This window comes from Modestobacter marinus, from assembly GCF_011758655.1.
GTDB classification, from domain to species: Bacteria; Actinomycetota; Actinomycetes; order Mycobacteriales; family Geodermatophilaceae; genus Modestobacter; species Modestobacter marinus.
The window spans coordinates 464,356-485,235 of sequence record NZ_JAAMPA010000001.1 but is presented as its reverse complement, the minus strand read 5'-3'; the positions used below and the strand labels follow the sequence as shown (position 1 = coordinate 485,235).

The 20,880-nt window shown below is 75.1% G+C and carries 19 protein-coding genes; 5 read left to right on the top strand and 14 right to left on the bottom strand.

Annotated features, from left to right (window positions below):
* From galE to FB380_RS02295, 12 genes are all read right to left on the bottom strand, one after another.
* Window positions 1-972 (bottom strand): UDP-glucose 4-epimerase GalE, encoded by a 972-nt coding sequence (galE, locus tag FB380_RS02350; RefSeq protein ID WP_166753677.1) that lies wholly within the window; start codon window positions 970-972, stop codon window positions 1-3.
* Window positions 969-1,694, bottom strand: coding sequence for a PIG-L deacetylase family protein (locus FB380_RS02345; protein WP_166753676.1), 726 nt, complete (start codon window positions 1,692-1,694; stop codon window positions 969-971). Before FB380_RS02345 ends, galE begins: the two co-directional genes overlap by 4 nt.
* Window positions 1,694-2,902: a glycosyltransferase family 4 protein gene (locus tag FB380_RS02340; protein ID WP_166753675.1), complete on the bottom strand. Its 1,209-nt coding sequence runs from the start codon at window positions 2,900-2,902 to the stop codon at window positions 1,694-1,696. Before FB380_RS02340 ends, FB380_RS02345 begins: the two co-directional genes overlap by 1 nt.
* Complete coding sequence (locus tag FB380_RS02335) at window positions 2,899-3,729, bottom strand: sugar phosphate isomerase/epimerase family protein (RefSeq protein ID WP_166753674.1); 831 nt, start codon at window positions 3,727-3,729, stop codon at window positions 2,899-2,901. Before FB380_RS02335 ends, FB380_RS02340 begins: the two co-directional genes overlap by 4 nt.
* Entirely contained in the window at window positions 3,726-5,168 is a 1,443-nt protein-coding gene (locus tag FB380_RS02330; protein WP_166753673.1) for a YcaO-like family protein, read from the bottom strand. The genes FB380_RS02335 and FB380_RS02330 overlap by 4 nt, the downstream gene beginning before the upstream one ends.
* Window positions 5,165-6,052, bottom strand: a complete 888-nt coding sequence (locus FB380_RS02325) for an MBL fold metallo-hydrolase (protein ID WP_229682062.1) — start codon at window positions 6,050-6,052, stop codon at window positions 5,165-5,167. Before FB380_RS02325 ends, FB380_RS02330 begins: the two co-directional genes overlap by 4 nt.
* The gene (locus FB380_RS02320) at window positions 6,049-7,071 is read right to left on the bottom strand and encodes a Gfo/Idh/MocA family protein (protein ID WP_166753672.1); all 1,023 of its coding nucleotides are present in this window, start codon (window positions 7,069-7,071) and stop codon (window positions 6,049-6,051) included. Before FB380_RS02320 ends, FB380_RS02325 begins: the two co-directional genes overlap by 4 nt.
* Entirely contained in the window at window positions 7,068-8,105 is a 1,038-nt protein-coding gene (locus FB380_RS02315; protein ID WP_229682061.1) for a class I SAM-dependent methyltransferase, read from the bottom strand. The genes FB380_RS02320 and FB380_RS02315 overlap by 4 nt, the downstream gene beginning before the upstream one ends.
* Before the next feature lie 17 nt (window positions 8,106-8,122).
* Window positions 8,123-9,043, bottom strand: coding sequence for an HD domain-containing protein (locus FB380_RS02310; protein ID WP_166753671.1), 921 nt, complete (start codon window positions 9,041-9,043; stop codon window positions 8,123-8,125).
* Window positions 9,040-10,290 carry an inositol-3-phosphate synthase gene (locus tag FB380_RS02305; protein WP_166753670.1) on the bottom strand — a complete coding sequence of 417 codons (1,251 nt, stop codon included), beginning with the start codon at window positions 10,288-10,290 and terminating at the stop codon, window positions 9,040-9,042. Before FB380_RS02305 ends, FB380_RS02310 begins: the two co-directional genes overlap by 4 nt.
* Before the next feature lie 673 nt (window positions 10,291-10,963).
* A complete protein-coding gene (gene serC / locus FB380_RS02300; RefSeq protein WP_166753669.1) occupies window positions 10,964-12,079 on the bottom strand; it encodes a phosphoserine transaminase in 1,116 nt (371 codons plus the stop codon).
* Between the two features lie 81 nt (window positions 12,080-12,160).
* Window positions 12,161-13,279, bottom strand: a complete 1,119-nt coding sequence (locus FB380_RS02295; RefSeq protein WP_166753668.1) for a citrate synthase 2 — start codon at window positions 13,277-13,279, stop codon at window positions 12,161-12,163.
* Between the two features lie 143 nt (window positions 13,280-13,422).
* On the opposite strand from FB380_RS02295, the gene pdxH reads away from it, so the two are divergent.
* The 3 genes from pdxH to FB380_RS02280 all read left to right on the top strand — a co-directional run bounded on the left by pdxH (window position 13,423) and on the right by FB380_RS02280 (window position 16,755).
* A complete protein-coding gene (gene pdxH, locus FB380_RS02290; protein ID WP_229682060.1) occupies window positions 13,423-14,070 on the top strand; it encodes a pyridoxamine 5'-phosphate oxidase in 648 nt (215 codons plus the stop codon).
* A 119-nt stretch (window positions 14,071-14,189) separates the two neighbouring features.
* Window positions 14,190-15,545 (top strand): MFS transporter, encoded by a 1,356-nt coding sequence (locus FB380_RS02285; protein ID WP_166753667.1) that lies wholly within the window; start codon window positions 14,190-14,192, stop codon window positions 15,543-15,545.
* 28 nt (window positions 15,546-15,573) lie between these two features.
* Window positions 15,574-16,755 carry a glucose-1-phosphate adenylyltransferase family protein gene (locus tag FB380_RS02280; RefSeq protein ID WP_166753666.1) on the top strand — a complete coding sequence of 394 codons (1,182 nt, stop codon included), beginning with the start codon at window positions 15,574-15,576 and terminating at the stop codon, window positions 16,753-16,755.
* An 88-nt stretch (window positions 16,756-16,843) separates the two neighbouring features.
* Here FB380_RS02280 and FB380_RS02275 read toward each other — a convergent pair whose 3' ends face one another.
* Window positions 16,844-17,536 carry a UdgX family uracil-DNA binding protein gene (locus FB380_RS02275; RefSeq protein ID WP_166753665.1) on the bottom strand — a complete coding sequence of 231 codons (693 nt, stop codon included), beginning with the start codon at window positions 17,534-17,536 and terminating at the stop codon, window positions 16,844-16,846.
* 139 nt (window positions 17,537-17,675) lie between these two features.
* On the opposite strand from FB380_RS02275, the gene FB380_RS02270 reads away from it, so the two are divergent.
* Window positions 17,676-18,584 (top strand): ABC transporter ATP-binding protein, encoded by a 909-nt coding sequence (locus FB380_RS02270; protein ID WP_166753664.1) that lies wholly within the window; start codon window positions 17,676-17,678, stop codon window positions 18,582-18,584.
* Entirely contained in the window at window positions 18,581-19,813 is a 1,233-nt protein-coding gene (locus FB380_RS02265; RefSeq protein ID WP_166753663.1) for an ABC transporter permease, read from the top strand. Before FB380_RS02270 ends, FB380_RS02265 begins: the two co-directional genes overlap by 4 nt.
* Window positions 19,814-19,939: 126 nt before the next feature.
* Here the strand turns inward: FB380_RS02265 and FB380_RS02260 are convergent, their stop codons facing one another.
* On the bottom strand, window positions 19,940-20,857 hold the full coding sequence (locus FB380_RS02260) for an SMP-30/gluconolactonase/LRE family protein (protein WP_166753661.1): 918 nt from the start codon (window positions 20,855-20,857) through the stop codon (window positions 19,940-19,942).
* Window positions 20,858-20,880 lie beyond the last annotated feature (23 nt).

The window sequence follows — 20,880 nt, the reverse complement described above, 5'->3', positions numbered from 1 at the left end:
TCACCGCGGTTGGAGCAGGCGCCAGGCGGTCCAGGCGCTGCTGACCATGTCGTGCAGGTCGAACCGGGCCCGGAAGCCCAGCTCGCGCTCGATCCGGCCGACCGCGGCGACCACGCTGGCCGGGTCCCCGGGCCGGCGGCCGGCCACCTCGGGGGTGGTGTCGGCCCCGGTCACCTCGGCGACCACGCGGAGCACGTCGCGGACGCTGCAGCCGGTCCCGGTGCCGACGTTGTAGGTGCCGCCCGGCGAGCCGGCGGTCAGCGCCCGCGCCGCGGCCAGGTGCGCGGCGGCGACGTCGGAGACGTGCACGTAGTCCCGCACCCCGGTGCCGTCGGGGGTGGCGTGGTCGTCGCCGAACACCACCGGCGCCCGGCCGGCGTCCAGGGCGGCGAAGACCATCGGCACCAGGTTGGCCGCACCGGTGTCGCCGAGCCGGGGCTGCACGGCGCCGGCCACGTTGAAGTACCGCAGCGAGGTGGCCGCCAGCCCGTGGGCGGTGGCGCAGTCGCGCAGCACCCACTCGCTGACCAGCTTGGTCTGCCCGTAGGGCGACAGCGGCCGGCACGGGACGTCCTCGGTCACCGGGTCGGTGTCGGGGGCGCCGTAGACCGCGGCGCTGCTGGAGAAGACGATCCGGCCCACGCCCGCGGACCGGCAGCTCTCCAGCAGCGAGACCAGGCCCTCGACGTTCTCGGCGAAGTACCGCAGCGGGTCGGCGACCGACTCCGCCACCGCCTTCTTGCCGGCCACGTGCACCACGCCCTGCACCGCGTGCTCGCCCAGCACCCGGTCCACCAGCGCGCGGTCGCGGACGGTCCCGACGACCAGCGGCACCCCGGGCAGCTGCTCCAGTCGGCCGGCGTCCCCGCTGGACAGGTCGTCGAGCACCACCAGCGACTCACCCGCGGCGGCCATCGCCTGCACCACGTGCGACCCGATGTACCCGGCGCCGCCGGTGACCAGCCAGGTCATGCCCGGCCCGCCGCGAGCTCCGCGGGCAGCACCGAGCGCGCCGCCGGCCCGGCCAGCAGCACCTCGAGCAGCTCCGCCAGGGCGGTGCGCATCCCGGCCTCGCCGCCGAACTGGAAGCCCAGCTGCGTCCGGTAGCAGGCGCACGCGTCGGCTCGCCGATCGGGCAGCTGCGGCAGCGCGACCGGTGACAGCCCGGCGGGGAGCGCGGCACCGGGGACGGCGTCGGGCTCCCGCAGCACGTAGGGGCTGTCCCGCCACCACAGCACCGGCCGGTCCAGCGAGGCCACCGCGCGCAGCACCTGCAGGTGGTCGACGTGGCCACCGAGCGCCTGCGGGGCCAGCCACAGGTCGGCGTCCCGGCCGGCGAGCTGATCGGCGACGTCGCGCCAGACGTCGTCCCCGGGGTGCACGCCGGCGAACAGGTCCGGTGCGCTGGTGTAGCCGCGGTGCGGTGCCTCGGGCAGGTCCAGGTCGACCGCCGTCGCCCCGAGCACGGCGACCGCCGCGGCGTTCTCCGCCCGGCGCAGCGCCAGGTAGTCGACGTCGGGGGGAAGCCCCTTGTCCAGCTGGCAGGCCAGTGCGAAGCCCGTCGGGTCGGGCACGCTGCGGGTGAAGCAGGTGAGCACGGTGACCTCGTGGCCCGCGTCGGCCAGCGCCGCCAGCGTGGCGCCGGCGGAGAATGCGGCGTCGTCCAGGTGCGGGCTGACCGCGAGCACGCGCATCAGAGCAGGTGTGCCGCGGACCGGAACCGGCAGGACGGGTCCACCGTGGCCGGCGCGCTCCAGTCCAGGTCCGGTGCGGTGCCGGCCAGCTCGGTGCAGACGGCGTCGATGCTGCGCGCCAGCACCGGCCAGGAGTACAGCCGGCGCACCTCCTCCAGCGCGGTGGTGGCCAGCCGGGCGCGCAGGTCGGCGTCGGTGAGCAGCCGGTCCAGCTCCTTGCGCAGGCCCGCGACGTCCCCGGGTTCGTGCAGCAGCCCGTTCTCCTCGTGCCGCAGGCAGTCCACGACGCCGACGCTGTCGGTGCTCACCGTGGGCAGGCCGCTGGCCATCGCCTCCAGCAGGGTGTTGCTGAACCCCTCGCTGTAGGTCGGGCTGACGAAGACGTCGGCGGTCCGGTAGACCGCCGGCGCCTCGTCCGGGGGCACGTAGCCGAGGAAGGTGGTGCGCCCGTCGGCGCGGGCCTTCGCCTCGTCCAGGTCCGGGCCGATGCCGGACACCACCAGCCGGACGCCGTCGGGCAGCGCCTCGAGCAGGTCCAGCACGCCCTTGCGCCGGTCGACCCGGCCGTGGAACAGCAGCACCGGCGGGTCGGCCAGGCTGCCGAGCGGCCGGTCGCCCGGGGTGAACCGGGTGGTGTCGGTCGCGCCGGGCACGATCGTGAACCGCGCCGGGTCGGTGCCCAGGTTGCCCACGACCTCGTCGCGGAAGCTGGCGCTGCCGATCAGCACCGCGCCGGCGTGGTCCAGCACGGTGCGCATGGCCTCGGCGTGCGTGGTGCAGCAGGTGCCCACCCAGTGCCCGTCCCCGCCCTGGATGCTGACCAGGTTCGGCAGGCCGGTCCGCCGGGACGCCTCCAGCACCGCCAGGCCGGGCGGGTAGCCGTACTGGGCGTGCAGCACGTCGAAGGGCCGCTGCTCGTGCAGCTCGACGACGGTGCGCACGATCTCGGCGATGTCGCCCTCCCAGTCGGCCGGGACGACGGTCTCGCCCCGGCTGGGCAGGGCGTGCACCTCGACGCCCGCCGGCACCCGGTCGGCCGGCGGCAGGCCGCCGCCGTAGACCCGGGTGCCCGCCTCGTCGTCCCGGTACTGGCTGACCAGCGTCACCTCGTGGCCGAGCGCCACGAGCTCGCGGAGCAGGTTCTCCGCGTAGACGCTCATCCCGCTGACCGCCGGCCAGTAGCGGCGGCTGACGAAGCAGATCCTCATGACTCGGCCTTCCGCAGGAGCTCGATGGAGCGGGGCACCATGTGGTGCGCCCGGTGGCCGTCCCGGGACAGCTCGAGCGTCACCAGCCGGTCGTAGCCGGTGTCGCGGAGCGCGCCGAGCACGGCGGGCAGGTCGACGTCGCCCTCGTCCAGGGGCAGGTGGTCGTGCACGCCGCGGCGCATCCCCTCGACGGCGACCGTCCCGAGCTGCCCGGCGAAGGCGGTCACCGCCTCCTCGGGGGCGTACCGGCCGCTGACCACGCAGTGCCCCGTGTCCAGCGCCAGGGTCAGCCCGGGCACCTCGGCGGCGAGCCGGGCCCAGTCGTCGGCGTCCTCGACGAGCATCCCCGGCTCCGGCTCGACGGCCAGGTCGTAGGAGCGCCCGCCGTGGCTGTCGACCAGGGCCCGGACGCCGTCGACCAGCCAGCGCTCCGCGTCGTCCCGGCCGACCCCCGGCTGGGGCACGCCGGCCCAGAAGCTCACCGCCTCGGCCTGCAGCACCTCGGCCAGGTCGCAGGCCAGCCGCAGGTAGGCCAGCCGGCGGGCGCGGCCCTCGGCGGTGGGGTTGACCAGGGTCGGCTCGTGCTTCACCCGCGGGTCGAGCAGGAACCGGGCGCCGGTCTCCACGACCACGCCGAGCCCGAGGGCGTCGCAGCGCGCCCGCACCCGCTCGGCCTGGGCGAACGCGTCGTCGGCGAAGGGGTCCAGGTGCACCACGTCGAGGGTCAGGGCCACCCCGGCGTAGCCCGTGTCGGCGAGGAAGGACAGCGCGTCGTCCAGCCGGTGGGAGGTCAGCCCGTTGGTGTTGTAGGCGTAGCGCAGCTTCATGCTGCCGCCAGGGCCGCGACGTGCCGGCCGGGCTCGCGGTAGAGCGCGTACAGCGCGCCCACCACCCGGTCGGCGCCGGCCCGGTCGAACCAGGCCGGCCCGCCGAGCCGCTCCTCGGCCGCCGCGGTCAGGTGCACCCGCGCCCAGCCGCCCGGGTCGGCGCCCACGACGGCGAGCCCGGCGCCGGGGCCCTCCCGCTCCAGCAGCCGCTGCACGCCGCGCTCGCCGATCCGGCCGTAGGACATCGTCTCGGCCTCCAGCCCCGGCACCAGCACCTTCGCCGCGACCGCCTCGCCCCGCGAGGGCTGCAGGTCGACCAGCACGTCGAACCCCTCGGCGGTGAGCGCGCCGACGGGGTCCCCGGCGCTGCGGGTGGGCAGGTCGGTGAGCGCCACGGTGCGCCGCCGGGACAGCACCGACCCCTGCAGCAGCTCGACCAGCCGGTCGGTGCCCAGCCGGGTCCAGGCCAGCATCGCCTGCAGCGCCCGGTCCTCCTCGACCATCCGCTCCGGCGGGTGCCCGCGCAGCCACTGGTCCAGGTAGCCCGGCGGGGTCGCGGCCGCGACGGCGTCCAGCGGCCCGTGCATGAAGGCCTTGCGGCTGCGGGCGGCGGCGAACTCGAACAGCGCCTTGCGGACGGCGGCGTCCCGGTCGGGGGAGGCGGCCTCTCCACAGGCGGTGACCATCATCGGGGCCGGCTCCGAGCCGTCCCGCGAGCAGCCGACCGCGTAGACGTCGACGACGCCGTGCTCGGTGCTCGCCAGCTTGACCAGGACGTCGATGCCCGCGGCGTCCAGCCGGTCGAGCAACGCCAGCGCATCCGGGTCGCGCAGCCCGGCCAGGTCCAGCACCACGCCCTGGTCCAGCGCCCGGAAGGTGGTGGCGTTGCCGTCGCGCTGCAGCAGCTCCAGCAGCGCGTGCGAGACCGCCCGGTCGGCGTCGAAGGCGGCGCCCTGCCCGTTGGTGAGGACCGTGGTGAGCCAGCCGCCGGGGGGCGGGTCGCCGGGGAGCTCCTCGGGGGCGGAGACCACCAGCTCGGCGGGGACGAGCACCTGCTCGCCGTCCCGGGTGCGCGTCATCGGCAGCCACTGCAGCGGCCGGTCGTCGTCGTAGAGGCTGCCGGCTTCCAGGCACAGCGTGCGCGGGTCGGCCACCCGGTCGCGGCCCTCGGTGCGGGCCAGCTCGCGGTAGGAGCCGTGCACCCGGTCCAGCCCGGCGTGGGCGCGGATGGACAGCGCCATCTCCGCCATCTCGCCCAGCGCACCGGTGCGCGCCTCCTCCCGGGTCGCGCCGTAGCCCAGCCCGCTGCCGCCGGGGTGTGCCGGGGAGGAGCTGAGGAAGGCGCTGTGCAGCGGCACGTCGAGGGAGTCCAGCCCCTCGATGGCGAACTCCTCGACCCCCGGTGGGAACGAGTCCAGGTAACGCTGCGCGGTGCTCACAGCTCGGCCAGCGGGATCGGCGCGGCGTCCGGCCGCCGGGACAGCAGCCGCTGCACCAGGTGGACGACGTGGTCGGTGGTCACGCCCGGCACCAGCTCGAACGGCGTGGCGACGGTGCCGAACTCCAGCTCGGCGACCACCGCCAGGTACTCCCGCAGTTCCCCGTGCGACAGGGGGATCTGCGCGTGGAACGCCTTGTGCGCGCTCAGCCCGACGGGGTGGCCGTCGCCGTCCAGGTCGACCTTCAGCGAGTCGCCGCAGAACAGCACCCCGCGGCGGGTGTCGTGCAGCACCGAGTGCCCGGGGAAGTGGCCGCCGGTGCGGTGCAGGGTGAGGTCGGGGGCCAGCTCCAGCACGTCGTCGGCCGGCCAGGTGACCCGGAAGGCCTTGGTCCACTCCAGGTCGCGCACCCCGACGCACACGGTGCCCGGCTCCAGCTCCAGCTGCAGCTGCCACAGCGCGCCGTAGCCGTGCACGTGGCTGGACGCCAGCACATCGAAGCCGCCCAACTCACGTGCCATCCGGCGCAGCTCGGCCAGCATCTCGGGCGTGTACCAGGGGGCGCACTCGAAGCCGACCAGCCCGGCGTCGGTCTCGATCACCCAGCCGCGGCTGTCCAGCCCGAACCGCGGCTCGGTGAAGAACTCGGTGATGCCGGCGACCGCGGTGGGCCGCCAGGAGCCGATCACCAGCTCGTCGGCCTGCTTCGGCGTCACGAACTCGAAGCCGTGCTCGGGCAGGGCGTTGCGCACGTCGGCGCACACCGGGCAGACCTGCGGGCCGGGCGCCGGCCAGCGCTGCCAGTGCCCGCAGTGGGTACAGGCGAAGGCGGGCAGGTCGGGCAGCAGGCCGCGGTAGGGGTTGGTGGCGGGTTCGGGGTTCACGCGGGCAGCTCCTCTCGGATCGTCGTCGACGGGCGTGCGGTGGCCCGGCCCAGCGCGGTGACCAGCAGCCGGTGGAGGGCCAGGTCGCGGGCGGCCGGGTACGGCCAGGGGCCGGTGCCGGCGACCGCGGCGCCGAAGCCGGCGAACTGCGCGCTGAACGGGTCGGTGCCGGCGAACGGGACGTCGACCGGCTCGGGGCGGAACAGCGTCAGCGACCCGCCGGGGGTCTGGCCCATCGTGTCCACGGCGACGGCCGTGCCCCGGGTCCCGACGACCTCCAGCCGGCGGCGGGGGAGGGCGTCGGGGCAGTTGTAGGCCACGTGCAGGTCGACCAGCACGCCGCCGGCGGTGCGGCCGATGAGCAGCGCGCCGTCGTCGACCGGGTAGCGCTGCACCCGGCGCTGCAGCAGCGCGGTGAGCTCGGCGACGTCCTCGCCGAGCAGGACGCCGGCCAGGTCCAGGCCGTGCGGCGCCAGGTCGATCGCGGCGCCGCCCCCGGCGCGGGCGGGGTCGATGCGCCAGTTGTCGTGCGGCCGGCCGTCGGGTGACCAGTCGGCCGGCAGCCAGCAGCAGTACACGACCCGGACGGCGGTGACCGTGCCGAGCTCGGGCACCAGCTCGCGCAGCCGGACGTGCGCCGGGTGCCAGCGCTGGTCGTAGGCGGTGCCGAGCAGCACGCCGGCCCGGTCGGCCGCGGCGACGGCGGCCTCGGCGTCGGCGAGGTCGGCGGCCAGCGGCTTCTCGCACAGCACCGCCACCCCGGCGGCGGCCGCGGCCTCGACGACCTGCCGGTGCGCGGAGTTGGGCACCGCCACGTAGACCGCGTCGAGCCCGGGGGTGGCCAGGAAGGCGGCCAGGTCGGTCGTCGCGGGTGCGTCGGTGGGCATCCGGGCCATCGCGCCCGGGTCCCGGTCGTGCAGGGCCACCAGCCGGGCGCCGGGCACCTGCCGCAGCGCGGGGACGGCGTGGTCGCGCGCCACCCAGCCGCAGCCGGCCACCCCCCAACCGACGCTGCTCACCACTGCTCCGGCAGGTCGACGAGCAGCCGGCGGCGGGCGGCGTCGGCGGGCAGCGGCTCGGGCCAGCGGGCCGGCAGGTGCCCCGACCGGGGGCCGTACTCGGCGGCGTAGCGCTCGCTGGGCCAGCGGAGCTCGCCGTCGACGTAGAGCGGGTTGGGCCGCAGCGGACCGAGCGGGTCGCCCAGGTCCTGCGGGGCCGGCCCGCGGAGGTCGCCGGCGACCAGGCCGATGGCCTCGCTCCGGGTCAGCTCCCGGGCCGCGGCCGGGCGCGGCGGGCGCCCGGCCAGCAGCGCGGCGGTGAGCTCGGCGTCGTCGTAGAGCACGGTGGCCCCGAGCAGCCGGGCGTACTCGGCCGGGGCCAGGGGCTCGCCCGCGGAGACCGTGTCGGCGACGTGGGCGTGGCCGACGACGACCGTCCCGCCCGGGCCGGCCAGCGCGTGCATCGCAGCCGCGGCCGCGGGCTTGTCGCGCAGGAAGTAGAAGGCGTCGTGGCAGGTGACGTACGCGGGACGGGGCACCTGCAGGTCCGGTAGGGCGGTCAGGTCGGCGCAGACGTAGCGGGCCCCGGGGCAGACGAAGCGCTGGGCCAGCCACAGCTTGGACCAGACGACGTCCAGGCCGAGGAGGTCGCGCACCCCGCGGCGGGAGAGCTCGCGCAGCTGGGTGCCGACCCCGCAGGCCACGTCCACCACCGGCCGGTCCCCGGGCCAGTGCTGGCCGAGCAGTGCCAGGCCGGCGAGGTGGGTCGGATCCGACCAGCGGTGGGCGAAGTAGTCGCCGACCCGGCCCATGCCGAGCAGGTCCATCGCCTCACGGAGGCTCCGTGCCGCCGGCACCCGCGCCAGCTGGGCCTCCGGCGGTGGCGGCTCGGACCACCAGTCGTCGGCGTCGGCGAACAGGGCGACCCGGGCCCGGTCGACCTCCCCGGCGGCGAGCAGCCCGGCGACCCGGTCGCGCAGCTCCTCCCGGCCCGCGCGGGCGAACGGGATGCCGTCCACGACCGGCACCCCGGCCGTGGTCACGCCGGTGGGCACCGGAGCCGCCTTCGTGTTCACAACCCGGCCGCGGCGAGCACGTCGAGGTGGAAGGACTGCACCGGCCCGGCGTGCACGAGCTCCAGGTCGTCGAGCGCCTGCGCGGCGGTGAACGCCGCCGCCCGGGCGTGGTGGTGCACCTGCAGCACCCGGTCGAGCACGTCGGCGGCGTGGAAGGCCTGCGACCCGGGCGCGACGGCGTTGGCCCGCAGCCGCAGCACCTCTCGCAGCCGGTCCGCCAGCGGAGCCGGCAGCCCGGCGAGCTCCCGCTCCTCCAGCGTGCCGATCACCCGGTCCAGCGCGCTGCCCAGCAGCACCTCCCCGGCGAAACCGGCGTCGGGCAGCACCACGTTGTGCAGGTGGTGGGCCAGACCGACCAGGAACGGGGCGACCGGGTCCGCGCCCACGAGCGGGGCCAGCAGGCAGCCGTAGACGGCGACGGTGAAGCAGTGGTCGCCGTGGCTCTCCGGCGGCTCGACGACCACCCGAGGCTTGCCGGGGCTGGTGGCCCCCGCCCGCGGTTGGGCGTTCAGCGACACCACCAGGGACGGCGGCGCACCCCCGCCGGGCAGCGGGGCCAGGCACTCGCGCAGCCGGCCGGCCAGGTCGCCGTCGAGCGGCCCGGCGACCTCGTCGAACGCCCGCCGCAGCACCGTCACGGCCTCGTCGTCCGACAGCCCGGCGGAGGTCAGCACCGACGCGTCGACGCCGGCCAGCCGCACCCGGGCGACGGCGGCCGCGGTCTCGGTCAGCGCCACCGACCCGGCGTCCTCGCCGGCCACCAGCCGGGCCCAGGACCGGGAGAACGCCTGCTCGGCCAGCGAGCCGGGGGCCGTGGCCGTGCGGACCCGCTTGGCGTCACCGATCCCGGCCAGCAGGGGACGCAGCGCCCCGAGGGACGACAGCCCGACCGCCGTCCCCGTCGTCGTCGCCGTCACCGGGAGCCGGGGTCCGCGTCGCTCCCCGCCTGCGCCGCACCGCTGCTCAGCCAGTCCATCAGGACCGACTCCTGCCGGTGCATCGCGTGCTCCGGGGTGCTGCCGTCGGCGGTGATCGGCGCCTTGAAGAACCAGCCCAGGTGGTCCTGCACACCGCCCTCGCCACGCTGCTGGGCGAGGTCGACCAGCCGGGCGATCTCGACCGCGAGCGGCGCGGCCAGGATCGAGTCCCGGCACTGGAAGTCGACCTTGATCTGCATCCGCTGGCCGAGGAAGCCGACCAGGTCGATGGCGTCCCAGGCCTCCTTCTGGTCACCCCGCGGCCGGTAGTAGTCGATCCGGACGACGTGGTCCTCGACCGGGTAGCCCAGGATCGAGTCCAGCACCTTGCCCTTGGTCTGCAGCTTGCTCTCCAGGGACGCCGGGTCGTCGAGGGCCAGGCCGTCCCGGTTGCCCAGGATGTTCGTCGAGTACCAGCCCTCGACGGTCAGCGCGCGGCTGCGGAAGGCCGGCGCGAGCACCGTCTTCATCATCGTCTGGCCGGTCTTGCCGTCCTTGCCCGCGATCGGCACGCCGCGCTGCTCGGACAGCTGCACCAGGGCCGGTACGTCGGCCGACAGCGACGGGGTGAAGTTGGCGTAGCCGACGCCCTCGCAGATGGCCGCGTAGGCGTAGACCATCGAGGGGGTGATCGACCGGTCGTCGGCGTCCAGCCCGGCCTCGAAGGCCTCCGGCGTCTGCAGGGCGGCCGCCGCCGGGTCGGGCCAGCGCTCGGTGGAGGCGAGGTTCATCAGCACCAGCCCGTCGAGCTGCTGCTCCTCGCGGAACCGACGCAGGTCGGCGCGGACGGCGTCGGCCTGGGCGCGCCGGCCCTCGGCCAGCACGACGTTGCCGCCGGTCACGTTGCGGCAGAAGTCGGCGTCACCGGCGGCCGGCCACGGGGTGAGCGTCGACAGCAGCGGCTCGGCCTGCTGCAGCTGGCGGGCGTCGAGCACGCCGTGCTGCTCGGCGGCCTTGTAGAGGTCGGAGCCGTCGAGGTCCCAGCCGCCGACGACCAGGTCGTCGTAGTGGGCCAGGCCGGTGGCCTCCTCCACGGGGACGTCGCCGATGGTCAGGCCGGCCAGCGGGAGGCCGTCGGCGGCGACGGCGCCCAGCCGGAGCAGCTCGAGGCCGGCGACCGCGGTGGTCGCGACCGCACCTCCGAGCCCGACGATGGCGATGCCGACGCGGCGGGGGGACTGTGTCACGGGAGCTCCTCGGCGATCAGGGCTCCGGCTGCGTCCCGGGGCCTGTGCCGAGACTCACACGGCCAACCGGATGGTGCGACCAGAAGATGGCGCGCAATCGAGTGGCGTCGTCGTCGGTCACCGCGACGCTCGCCCCACGTCTGGAGGGTGCCGCACCTCGTTCCCGGGGCATGACCGCAGGTGAGCGGCGTGCGCGGCGCCGGACGCCGGTGCGGCCGCAGGCCGGCCGGTCGACCGACACGCCCATCCGACGACACGCCGGAACCGGGACCGCACAGCCGGTCACGGGTGGTTCCGGCGCGCTCGTCGGCTCGGCACTCCGAGACGCGGGACGTCCCCTGAGGCGCAGGGCAGCGGGAGGCGCGGGCGGCCTCGAGGCGCGGGACAGCGTGGGGATGTGGGGTTCGCCCGGGGCCCGGGGCCCGGGGCGCGGGGCAGCTGCAGGCGCGGGGGTGCGGGGCCGCCATGAGGTGCGGGCCGCTGTAGGGGCGGGGCAGCCGTGAGGTGGGGGCAGCGCGGAGGTGCGGCCCGCTCCGAGGCGCAGGGCAGTCAGCGGCGCAGGGCAGTCAGCGGCGCAGGGCAGTCGCAGGCGCAGGGCAGCGTCGGGGCTGCCGTGCGCCGGGTCGGTCGAGCGGGCCGGCCCGCGCCCGGGAGGGGCGAGCCGGCCCCGGGGTCAGAGGCGCTCGACCACGTGCTCGATGCAGGCGGTCAGTGCGCTGACGTCGTCGGGGTCGATCGCCGGGAACATGCCGACCCGCAGCTGGTTGCGGCCCAGCTTGCGGTACGGCTCGACGTCGACGACGCCGTGGGCCCGCAGCGTCTTCGCGACCAGCGCGGCGTCGACCGACTCGTCGAAGTCGACGGTGCCGACGACGAGGGAGCGCTGCTCGGGGTCGGCGACGAACGGCGAGGTGTAGGAGGTCTTCTCCGCCCACCCGTACAGCCGGCTCGAGGACTCCTCGCTCCGCGCCACCGCACCCGACAGCCCGCCCAGGCCCAGCATCCAGTCGATCTGGTCGGCGAGCAGGAACAGCGTGGCGACCGCGGGGGTGTTGTACGTCTGGTCCTTGCCGGAGTTGTCCACGGCGATCGACAGGTCCAGGAAGCCCGGGACCCAGCGGTCGGTGGCCTTGATCTCGGCCACCCGCTCCAGGGCCGCAGCCGACATCAGCGCGATCCACAGGCCGCCGTCGCTGGCGAAGGACTTCTGCGGGGCGAAGTAGTAGACGTCGGTCTGCGCGACGTCGACCGGCAGCCCGCCGGCACCGGAGGTGGCGTCGATGAGCACCAGGGCGTCGGCGTCGATGCCCGAGGGGCGCGTGACCGGCGCCATGACCCCGGTCGAGGTCTCGTTGTGCGCCCAGGCGTAGGCGTCGACGCCGGCCTCGGCGGTCGGCAGGGCCAGCGACCCGGGCGCGGCCTTGGCGATCACCGGGGCGTCGAGGAACGGCGCCTCGGCGACCCCGGAGGCGAACTTCGCGGAGAACTCGCCGAAGCTGCCGTGGGCGCTGCGCCGCCGGATCAGGCCGATGGTCGCGGCGTCCCAGAACGCCGTCGTCCCGCCGTTGCCGAGCACCACCTGGTAGCCGTCGGGCAGGTCGAAGAGCTGGGACAGGCCCTCCCGGACCCGGCCGACCAGGTTCTTCACCGGCGCCTGCCGGTGGGAGGTGCCCATCAGGCCGGCCCCGTCGGTCGCCAGGGCCTGCAGCGCCTCGGGGCGGACCTTGGAGGGGCCGCACCCGAAGCGCCCGTCCCGGGGGAGCAGTTCGGTCGGGATGGTGATCGTCATGGCGTCGTCCTCAGGTCGTGCGGACGGCCCCGGTGCCGGGGCCCGCCGCGAGCTTGCGAGAAGTGGGGGCAGCGGGTCGTGCTACGCGGTGATCGAGGTGGGCTGGATGGTGTCCCAGCCCGCGACGTCCTCGGGCTTGCGCGGGTCGGGGCCGATGTAGCGGGCCGACGGGCGCACCAGTCGCCCGGTGTTCTTCTGCTCGAGGATGTGCGCGCTCCAGCCGGCGGTGCGCGCGCAGCTGAACATCGAGGTGAACATGTGGCTGGGCACCTCGGCGAAGTCCAGCACGATCGCGGCCCAGAACTCGACGTTGGTCTCGATCGGACGGTCCGGACGGCGCTCGCGCAGCTCGGCGAGGGCGGCCTTCTCCAGGGCGAGCGCGGCCTCGAAGCGGGGTGCGCCCAGCTCCTCCGCGGCCCGGCGCAGCACCCGGGCGCGGGGGTCCTCGGCGCGGTAGACGCGGTGCCCGAAGCCCATCAGCCGGTCACCGGAGTCGAGCAGGTCCTTGACGTACTTCTCGGCGTCCCCGGAGGCCTCGACGCCGTCCAGCATGTGCAGCACCCGGGAGGGGGCGCCGCCGTGCAGCGGGCCGGACATCGCGCCGATCGCGCCGGACAGCGCGGCGGCGACGTCGGCGCCGGTGGAGGCGATGACCCGGGCGGTGAACGTCGAGGCGTTCATGCCGTGCTCGGCGGCCGAGGTCCAGTAGGCGTCGACGGCGGCGACGTGCCGCGGGTCGGGCTCACCGCGCCAGCGGACCATGAACCGCTCGACGATGGTGGACGCCTCGTCGACCCGCGTCTGCGGAACGGCCGGGACGCCGATGCCGCGGGCCGACTGCGCCACGTAGGACAGCGCCATGACGGCGGCCCGGGCCAGCTCGTCGCGGGCCTCCTGGGCCGAGATGTCCAGCAGCGGGCGGTAGCCCCAGATCGGCGTCAGCATCGCCAGCGCGGCCTGCACGTCGACCCGGACGTCGCCGGTGTGCACCGGGATCGGGAACGGCTCGGCCGGCGGCAGGCCGGGGCCGAACTCCCCGTCGACCAGCAGTGCCCAGACGTTGCCGAAGGTGACCTTCCCGACCAGGTCCTCGATGTCGACGCCGCGGTACCGGAGCGCCCCACCGTCCTTGTCCGGCTCCGCGATGGTGGTCTCGAAGGCGGTGACGCCCTCCAGGCCCGGTACGAAGTCGTCGGCCATCTCGCATGCTCCTCTGCGCGCGGGTGGGGACGGACGCTGGTCAGCGCACGACGGGCCCCAACTTAGGGGCTGACCGGGCCCGTGGTGCACCCTGGCTCCCGGCCAGCGGGCGGTGCGCGCTGCAACGGTGACAGCATGGTCCGGTGGCCGACCTGATCCGCATGCGCAGGGACTACGACGACAGCGGCTTCGGCGAGGAGGGCCTCGCGGCCACCTGGGTGGAGCAGTTCGACCGCTGGTTCGCCGACGCCGTCGCCGCCGAGCTGCCCGAGCCCAACGCCATGGTGGTGGCCACCGCCGACGCCGACGGCGCACCGGACGCCCGCATCGTGCTGATGAAGGGCTACGACGCCGACGGGTTCCTCTTCGGCACCAACTACGCCTCGGCCAAGGGTGCCCAGCTGGCGGTCAACCCGCGGGCCACCCTGGTCTTCCCCTGGCACGCGCAGCAGCGGCAGGTCCGGGTCTCCGGTGCGGTGGAGAAGGCCGGGCCCACCGCCTCGGACCTGCTCTGGGACCCGCGGCCGCGCGGCTCCCAGCTGGCCGCCGCCGCCTCGATCCAGTCGACGGTCGTGGAGTCGCGGGAGCTGCTGCGCACCCGGGTGGCCGAGCTGGACGCCCAGACCCCGCCCGGGCAGCTGCCGCGCCCGGAGAACTGGGGCGGCTACCGGGTGCTGCCCGAGCGGGTGGAGTTCTGGCAGGGCGGCCATGACCGCCTGCACGACCGGCTGCTGTTCGTGCGCGACGACGAGGAAGGCGGCGGCTGGGTCGTGCAGCGCCTCGCCCCGTGAAGGACCCCGTCGCCCCCCACGACCCGGACTCCCCGCACCCTCACCCCCCGCGCCACCAAAATGGCCATCTTGGTGGCGGTGGCGGTGGCGGTGGCGGTGGCGGTGGCGGGGTCGATCCGGTGGATCCGGTCGAGGGGGGTCTGCCGGTCGAGCAGCCGCAGCCGGTGACCCGCCGCCGCGGCTGGGCGCTGGACACCACGCCGCTGCGCAACCGCGCCTACCGCCGGGTCTTCGGCGGGGTCGCGGTGACGATGCTCGGCCAGCAGATGACGCTGGTCGCCGTCCCGTACCAGGTCTACGAGCTGACCGGCTCCTCCCTGATGGTCGGGCTCACCTCGGTGGTCGCGCTCGTGCCGCTGGTCGTCTTCGGCCTGCTCGGCGGGGCGATCGCCGACGCCATGGACCGCCGTCGGCTGATGCTGATCAGCTCCGCGGGTGCTGCGGTCACCAGCGCGCTGCTGGCCGTGCAGGCGCTGCTGCCCGGCGACGGGCACATCAGCGTGCTGTGGGTGCTGGCCGCCGCCGTCTCCGGATTCGCCGCGGTCAACCAGCCCGCGCGCAGTGCGGTGATCCCCGCGCTGGTCGGGCGGGACCAGGTCGCGGCGGCCAACGCGCTGGCGATGACGGTGCGTCAGGCGGGGGTGATCGTCGGGCCGCTGCTGGCCGGCCTGCTCATCGGCCTGGGCGACCTGTCGATCGTCTACACGATCGACGCGCTGGGCTTCGTCGCCGCCGTGCTGCTGCTGCGGGGGCTGCCCGCGCTGCCGCCGGAGGGCGTCGCCGGTCCGCTGCGGCTCGGCGCCGCGGTCCGCGGGGTCGGGGAGGGCTTCGCCTTCCTGCGCACCCAGCCGGTGCTGCTGATGACCTTCGTCGTCGACGTCATCGCGATGCTCTTCGCCTGGCCGCACGCGGTCTTCCCCGAGCTGTCGCAGACGGTCTACCTCGGCGACGCGAACAGCCTGGGCTGGTTGTTCGCCGGGGTGTCGATCGGCTCGCTGCTGATGGGGCTGACCTCGGGCTGGGTCAGCCGGGTCGACCGGCAGGGTGCGGTCGTGCTGGCCGCCATCGCGGTGTGGGGCGTGGCGATCATCGGCTTCGGGCTGGCCTCGACGCTGTGGCTGGCGGTGCTCTGCCTCGCCGTCGCGGGCGCCGGCGACATGGTCAGCGCGGTGCTCCGGTCGGCGATGCTGCAGACGGCGGCGCCGGACGAGATGCGCGGCCGGATGCAGGGCGTGTTCATCGTGGTCGTCGCCGGCGGGCCGCGGCTGGGCGACCTGCGTGCCGGCCTGATGGCCAGCAGCGTCGGCGTCACCGCCGCGATGGTCTCCGGCGGCGTGGTGATCGTGGTGGCCATGGCGGTGGTGGCCGTCGCGGTGCCGTCCTTCTGGCTGTTCCGGGCATCGCGGGCCGACGAGGTGGCGCGTGACGCCCGCCGCCGGCTGGCCGAGGAGCACGCCGCACCGACCGAGGGGTGAGCCGCGCGGTGGCGGGTACGTGGGCGGCATGGCGCTCCCGCGGGTCCTCGTCCTCGTCCTCGCCGGTGGCAAGGGCAGCCGCCTCGAACTGCTGACCGAGACGCGGGCCAAGCCCGCCGTCCCGTTCGCCGGGGTCTACCGGCTGATCGACTTCCCGCTGTCCAACTGCGAGCACTCCCAGCTGCCCGACGTGTGGGTGTCCGAGCAGTACCAGCCGCAGTCGGTGAACGAGCACCTGGCCAACGGCCGCCCGTGGGACCTGGACCGCACCACCGGCGGGCTGATGATGCTGCCGCCGTTCCAGGGCAGCGACCGCGGCGGGTTCACCATGGGCACCGCCGACGGGCTGTGGCGGCAGGCCGAGCTCATCCGGCAGTTCGGCGCCGACGCGCTCGTGGTGGTCAGCTCCGACGCGGTCTACAAGCTCGACTACCGCGCCGTCGTCGACGCCCACCTGGGCTCCGGCGCCGAGGTCACCATGGTCACCACGGAGGTGGAGGCCGAGGACGCCTCCCGCTACGGGATCGTCCAGGCCGCGGACGACGGCAGGGTCACCGACTACGCCTACAAGCCCGACGAGCCGGCGACGACGACGGCCACCAACGAGGTCTTCGTCTTCTCCCCGGAGGAGACCCTGGACCGGCTCGAGGCGATCAGCGACCAGGTCGGCGAGGACGGGCTGGAGGACCTGGGCACCCACCTGCTGCCGGGGCAGACGAAGGACGGCCTGGCCCGGGCGTACCCGCTGGACGGCTACTGGCGGGACGTCGGCACCGTCGAGTCCTACTGGGAGGCGCACCGGGAGTTCCGCTGCGAGGACCCGCCGATCGACCTGGACGAGGCCAGCTGGCCCATCCACACCCGCGGCGGCCGGCACAGCGCGGCGCGGCTGCTCCGCGGGGCGGTCGTCGAGGACTCCCTGGTCTCCGGCGGCACCCGGGTGGCCGGGGAGGTGCGCGGTTCCGTGCTGTCGCCGGGGGTGGTCGTCGAGCCGGGGGCGACCGTCATCGACTCCGTGCTGCTGCCCGGCTCCCGGGTGCGCGCCGGGGCCACGGTCACCTGCACCGTCCTGGACGACGGGGTGACGGTGGGGGAGCGGGCCACGGTCGGTGGGGAGGGCGCGATCACCCTGGTCGGCCGGCGGGCCACGGTCGAGGCCGGCACCGAGCTCGCGGCCGGGGCGCGCTTCCCCGAGCCCGAGCGCGACTGACCCGCCGGCCCGGGCGGCCAGACCCGCCGCCGTTGTGCACCGGAGGTCGTCCCAGCGGCTCCGGGACGACATCCGGTGCACAACGGCGTCAGGCGAGGGCGGTGGCGACCACCGACAGGTCGGCCACGAGGGCGTCGTATGCGGCGGCGCGGGCGTCGTCCGGCGTCCGCAGGACGGCCGAGGGGTGTGCGGTGGCGAGCATCCAGGTCTGTGCCGGTACCTCCTCCTCCGGCTCGTCGCCGTCGGCGTCGGGCTCGGTGGGCATGGTGAGCTGCCGCCCCGGCGGCGTCCAGGGCAGGAGCTGACCGCGTTCCTTGGTGATCCGGAACGACGGCGAGATGAGCGCCTTGGCGGCGACCGCCCCGAGGCAGACGACGATCTCCGGCTGCAGCACGGAGAACTCCGCCTCCAGCCACGGTTTGCAGGCGCGGATGTGCTCGGCGCCGGGGGACTGGTGGATCCGCCGCTTCGGGGTGGGCGTGAACCGGAAGTGCTTCACCGCGTTCGTCACGTAGGCGTCGCGCCGGTCGATGCCGGCGTCGGTGAGCGCCCGGTCCAGCAGCTTCCCGGCCGGGCCGACGAACGGCTCGCCCGCGCGGTCCTCCTGGTCGCCGGGCTGCTCGCCGACGAAGACGATCCGCGCCGTCTCCGGCCCCTCGCCGAAGACGGTCTGGGTGGCCGGCTCCCACAGCTCGCACGCCCGGCAGCCGGCTGCCGCCTCCCGCAACCCGGTCAGGCCCACGCCGGAGGGCACCTGGGCGGGGTGGTCGTGTGCGCTCATGGGTCGATCCCACCCGACCGGGGTCGCCACCGCAGCCCGAGACCGGCTGTTCACTTGACGATCTGGAAAGTGATGCGCGAGGCTCCCAGTCGTTGCGGATGGCAAGGGCTGCTCGCAGAGGACGGACACCGGAGGACCAGTGCTCGAGTTCGACGGCCTGTACAAGGCCTACGACAGCAACCAGGTGCTCAAGGGGGTGAGCTTCACCGTCGCCCCGGGGCAGATGTTCGGCTTCTGCGGCTCCAACGGTGCCGGGAAGACCACCACCATGCGGATCGCGATGGGCCTGGCGCGGGCTGATGCGGGGCAGGTGCGCTGGTCGGGTCAGCCGGTCGACGAGGCGGTCCGTCGCCGGATCGGCTACATGCCCGAGGAGCGTGGCCTCTACCCGAAGATGAAGGTCGGCGAGCAGCTGGCCTACTTCGCGCGCCTGCACGGCATGGACGCCGGGCCCGCCAACCGCGCCGCCGAGACCTGGGCCGAGCGGATGGGGCTGGGCGAGCGCCGCGGGGACCGGGTGGAGAAGCTGTCGCTGGGCAACCAGCAGCGGGTGCAGCTGGCCGCCGCGCTGGTCAGCGAGCCCGACGTGCTGATCCTGGACGAGCCGTTCTCCGGGCTGGACCCGGTGGGCGTGGACTCCCTGGCCGAGGCGCTGCTCGAGCAGTGCCGCCGCGGCGTCCCCGTCGTCTTCTCCAGCCACCAGCTCGACCTGGTCGAGCGGCTCTGCGACGCCGTGGGCATCCTCGCCCGCGGCTCGATCGTGGCCAGTGGCACCGTCGCCGAGCTGCGGTCCACGACCGCCGGCCGGCAGCTGCGGGTGGTCGTCCCCGACGCGTCGCCCGGCTGGGCCACCGGGGTGCCCGGTGCGCGGATCGTCTCCGAGCAGCGCGGCGACACCGTGCTCGAGCTCGCCCCCGGCACCGACGACCAGCAGGTGCTCGCCGCCGCCCTGGCCACCGGCCGGGTCACCCACTTCGCCTGGCGGGAGCCGACCCTGGTCGAGCTGTTCCGCGACGCCGTCACGACCCCTCAGGAGGTGGCGGCATGACCGCGACCGCACACCGCGACGTCAGCACCTCCGCGCCGGCGCGCTCGGAGGTCAAGCCGCACAGCCCGGCGCAGCTGGTCCGTCTCGTGGCCGGCCGGGAGATCTCCACCCGGATCCGGGACAAGGGCTTCCTGGTCGGCTCGGCCGTCATCATCCTGCTGATCCTGGGGTTGCTGGTCTTCCAGGTCGTGATCAACAGTGGGTCCGACGACACCCGGGTCGGGCTCGTCGACGGCGACTCCACCGTCAGCGAGGCGCTGCGGAGCCAGGGCCAGGCGCTGGGCACCGACGTCGACGTCGTCGCCTTCGAGGACGAGGCGACGGCCCGTGCCGCGGTCGAGGACGGCGACGTCGAGGGCGCGCTGATCGGGCCGTCGGACGCCCAGCCGCAGCTGCTGGTGGAGAACGGTGGCGGGCAGATCGACACCCTCGTGCAGGGCGCGCTGCAGAACCTGTCGCTCGCCAGCCAGCTGGCCGACGCCGGGGTGCAGCTCGACCCGCCGCCCACGGTGGAGGTCGTCGCACTGGAGGCCGACGCGGACGCCGACGTGGAGGCGGCGGTCGTGGCCCTGGTCGGGGTGGTCGTGCTCTACAGCCTGCTGATCCTCTTCGGCCAGTTCGTCGCCCAGGGCGTGGTGGAGGAGAAGTCGAGCCGGGTCGTCGAGCTGCTGCTGGCGACGATGCGGCCCTGGCAGCTGCTGGCCGGCAAGATCCTCGGGCTCGGCCTGCTGGGGCTGATGCAGATGATGGTCATCGCGGTGGTCGGCGTGGCCGGCGCCCTGGCCTTCGACGTCGTCGACCTCCCCGGCCGGCTGATCGGCACCGTGGTCACGGTGATCGCCTGGTTCGTGCTCGGGTACGCCTTCTACGCCTCGGTGTTCGCCGCGGCGGCGTCGCTGGTGAGCCGGCAGGAGGACCTCGGCAGCGTGATCACCCCGGCGTCGCTGCTGCTGGTCGTCGGCTTCGTCGTCTCCGTGCAGGCGGCCCAGGACCCGACCGGCACGCTCTCGACCGTCACCTCGTTCGTCCCGGGCCTCTCGCCGCTGGTCATGCCGGTGCGGCAGGCCGCCGGCGGCGCCGAGTGGTGGGAGGTGGGCGTGTCCGCGGCGCTGATGCTGATCGCGATCGCCGTCATCGTCCGGATCGGTGGGCGGATCTACGCCGGGGCGCTGCTGCGCACCGGCGGCCGGATCAAGCTGCGCGAGGCCCTGGCGGCGGAGAAGGCCTGACGGCCGTCGCCGAGCCGGTGATCAGGTCACCTGATCACCGGCTGGCCTACCGCACCAACGTTGGTGCGGTAGGCCAGTCTTCGATCAGGTGACCTGATCACCGCGGCAGGACGGCGGCTGCCGGGGTCAGCGCTGGCGGAGGGCGCCGAGGGGGCCGCGGTAGGGGTGGGCCGGCGGGCCGCTCACCCCGGGGCGCACGGTGAAGAGCTTCCCGGCGTCGGGCTGGGCGGCCCGGGCGGCGTCGTCCATGCCGTGCACCGAGGTGCTGATCACCAGCAGGTCGCCGACGAACGCGCAGCTGGTGGTGTTCTGCGCGGCGACCTCGACGACGGCGAGCAGCTCGCCCTCCGGCGACCACCGCCGCACCTGGGCCCCGCCCCACAGCGCCGTCCAGAGGCAGCCCTCGTCGTCGACGGTGAGCCCGTCGGCGACGCCGGCCGGGTCGTCGCTGAAGTCGAGCAGCACCCGGCGGTCGCCGAAGGACCCGGTGTCCAGGTCGTAGTCGAACGCCCACACCGTCGACGCGCCGGAGTCGGAGAGGTACACGGTGCGGTCGTCGGGGGACCAGCCCAGCCCGTTGGAGATGGTGAGCCCGTCGAGCACGGTGCTGACCGTCCCGTCCAGGTCGAGCCGGTAGAGGCTGCCGGCCCCTAGCTGCTCGTCGAAGGCCATGGTGCCGGCGAAGAACCGGCCCGCCCGGTCGCAGGCGCCGTCGTTCATCCGGGTGCCGCCGGTGGACTCCGAGCCGCCCTCACCGGTGAGCACGATCAGCACCTGCGCCTCGCCCTCAGCGGTCAGCCGGGTGATGCCCGCCCCGGCGCCCAGCAGCCAGCCGCCGGCGGCCGCCGGGGCGACGAAGCCCACCGTGTCACCCCCGCGGTGCGCGGCCACCGGGACGACGTCGTCGCCGGCGATCGTGCCGCGGCGGACCAGCCCCGCGGTGATGTCCACCCAGACCAGTTCCTGCGCGGCGGCGTCGAAGACCGGGCCCTCCCCGTGCTCGGCCGGTTCGGGGCTGGTGGGTGTCGCCTGGAGTCGGATCACCGGTTCATCCTCCCCGGGACACC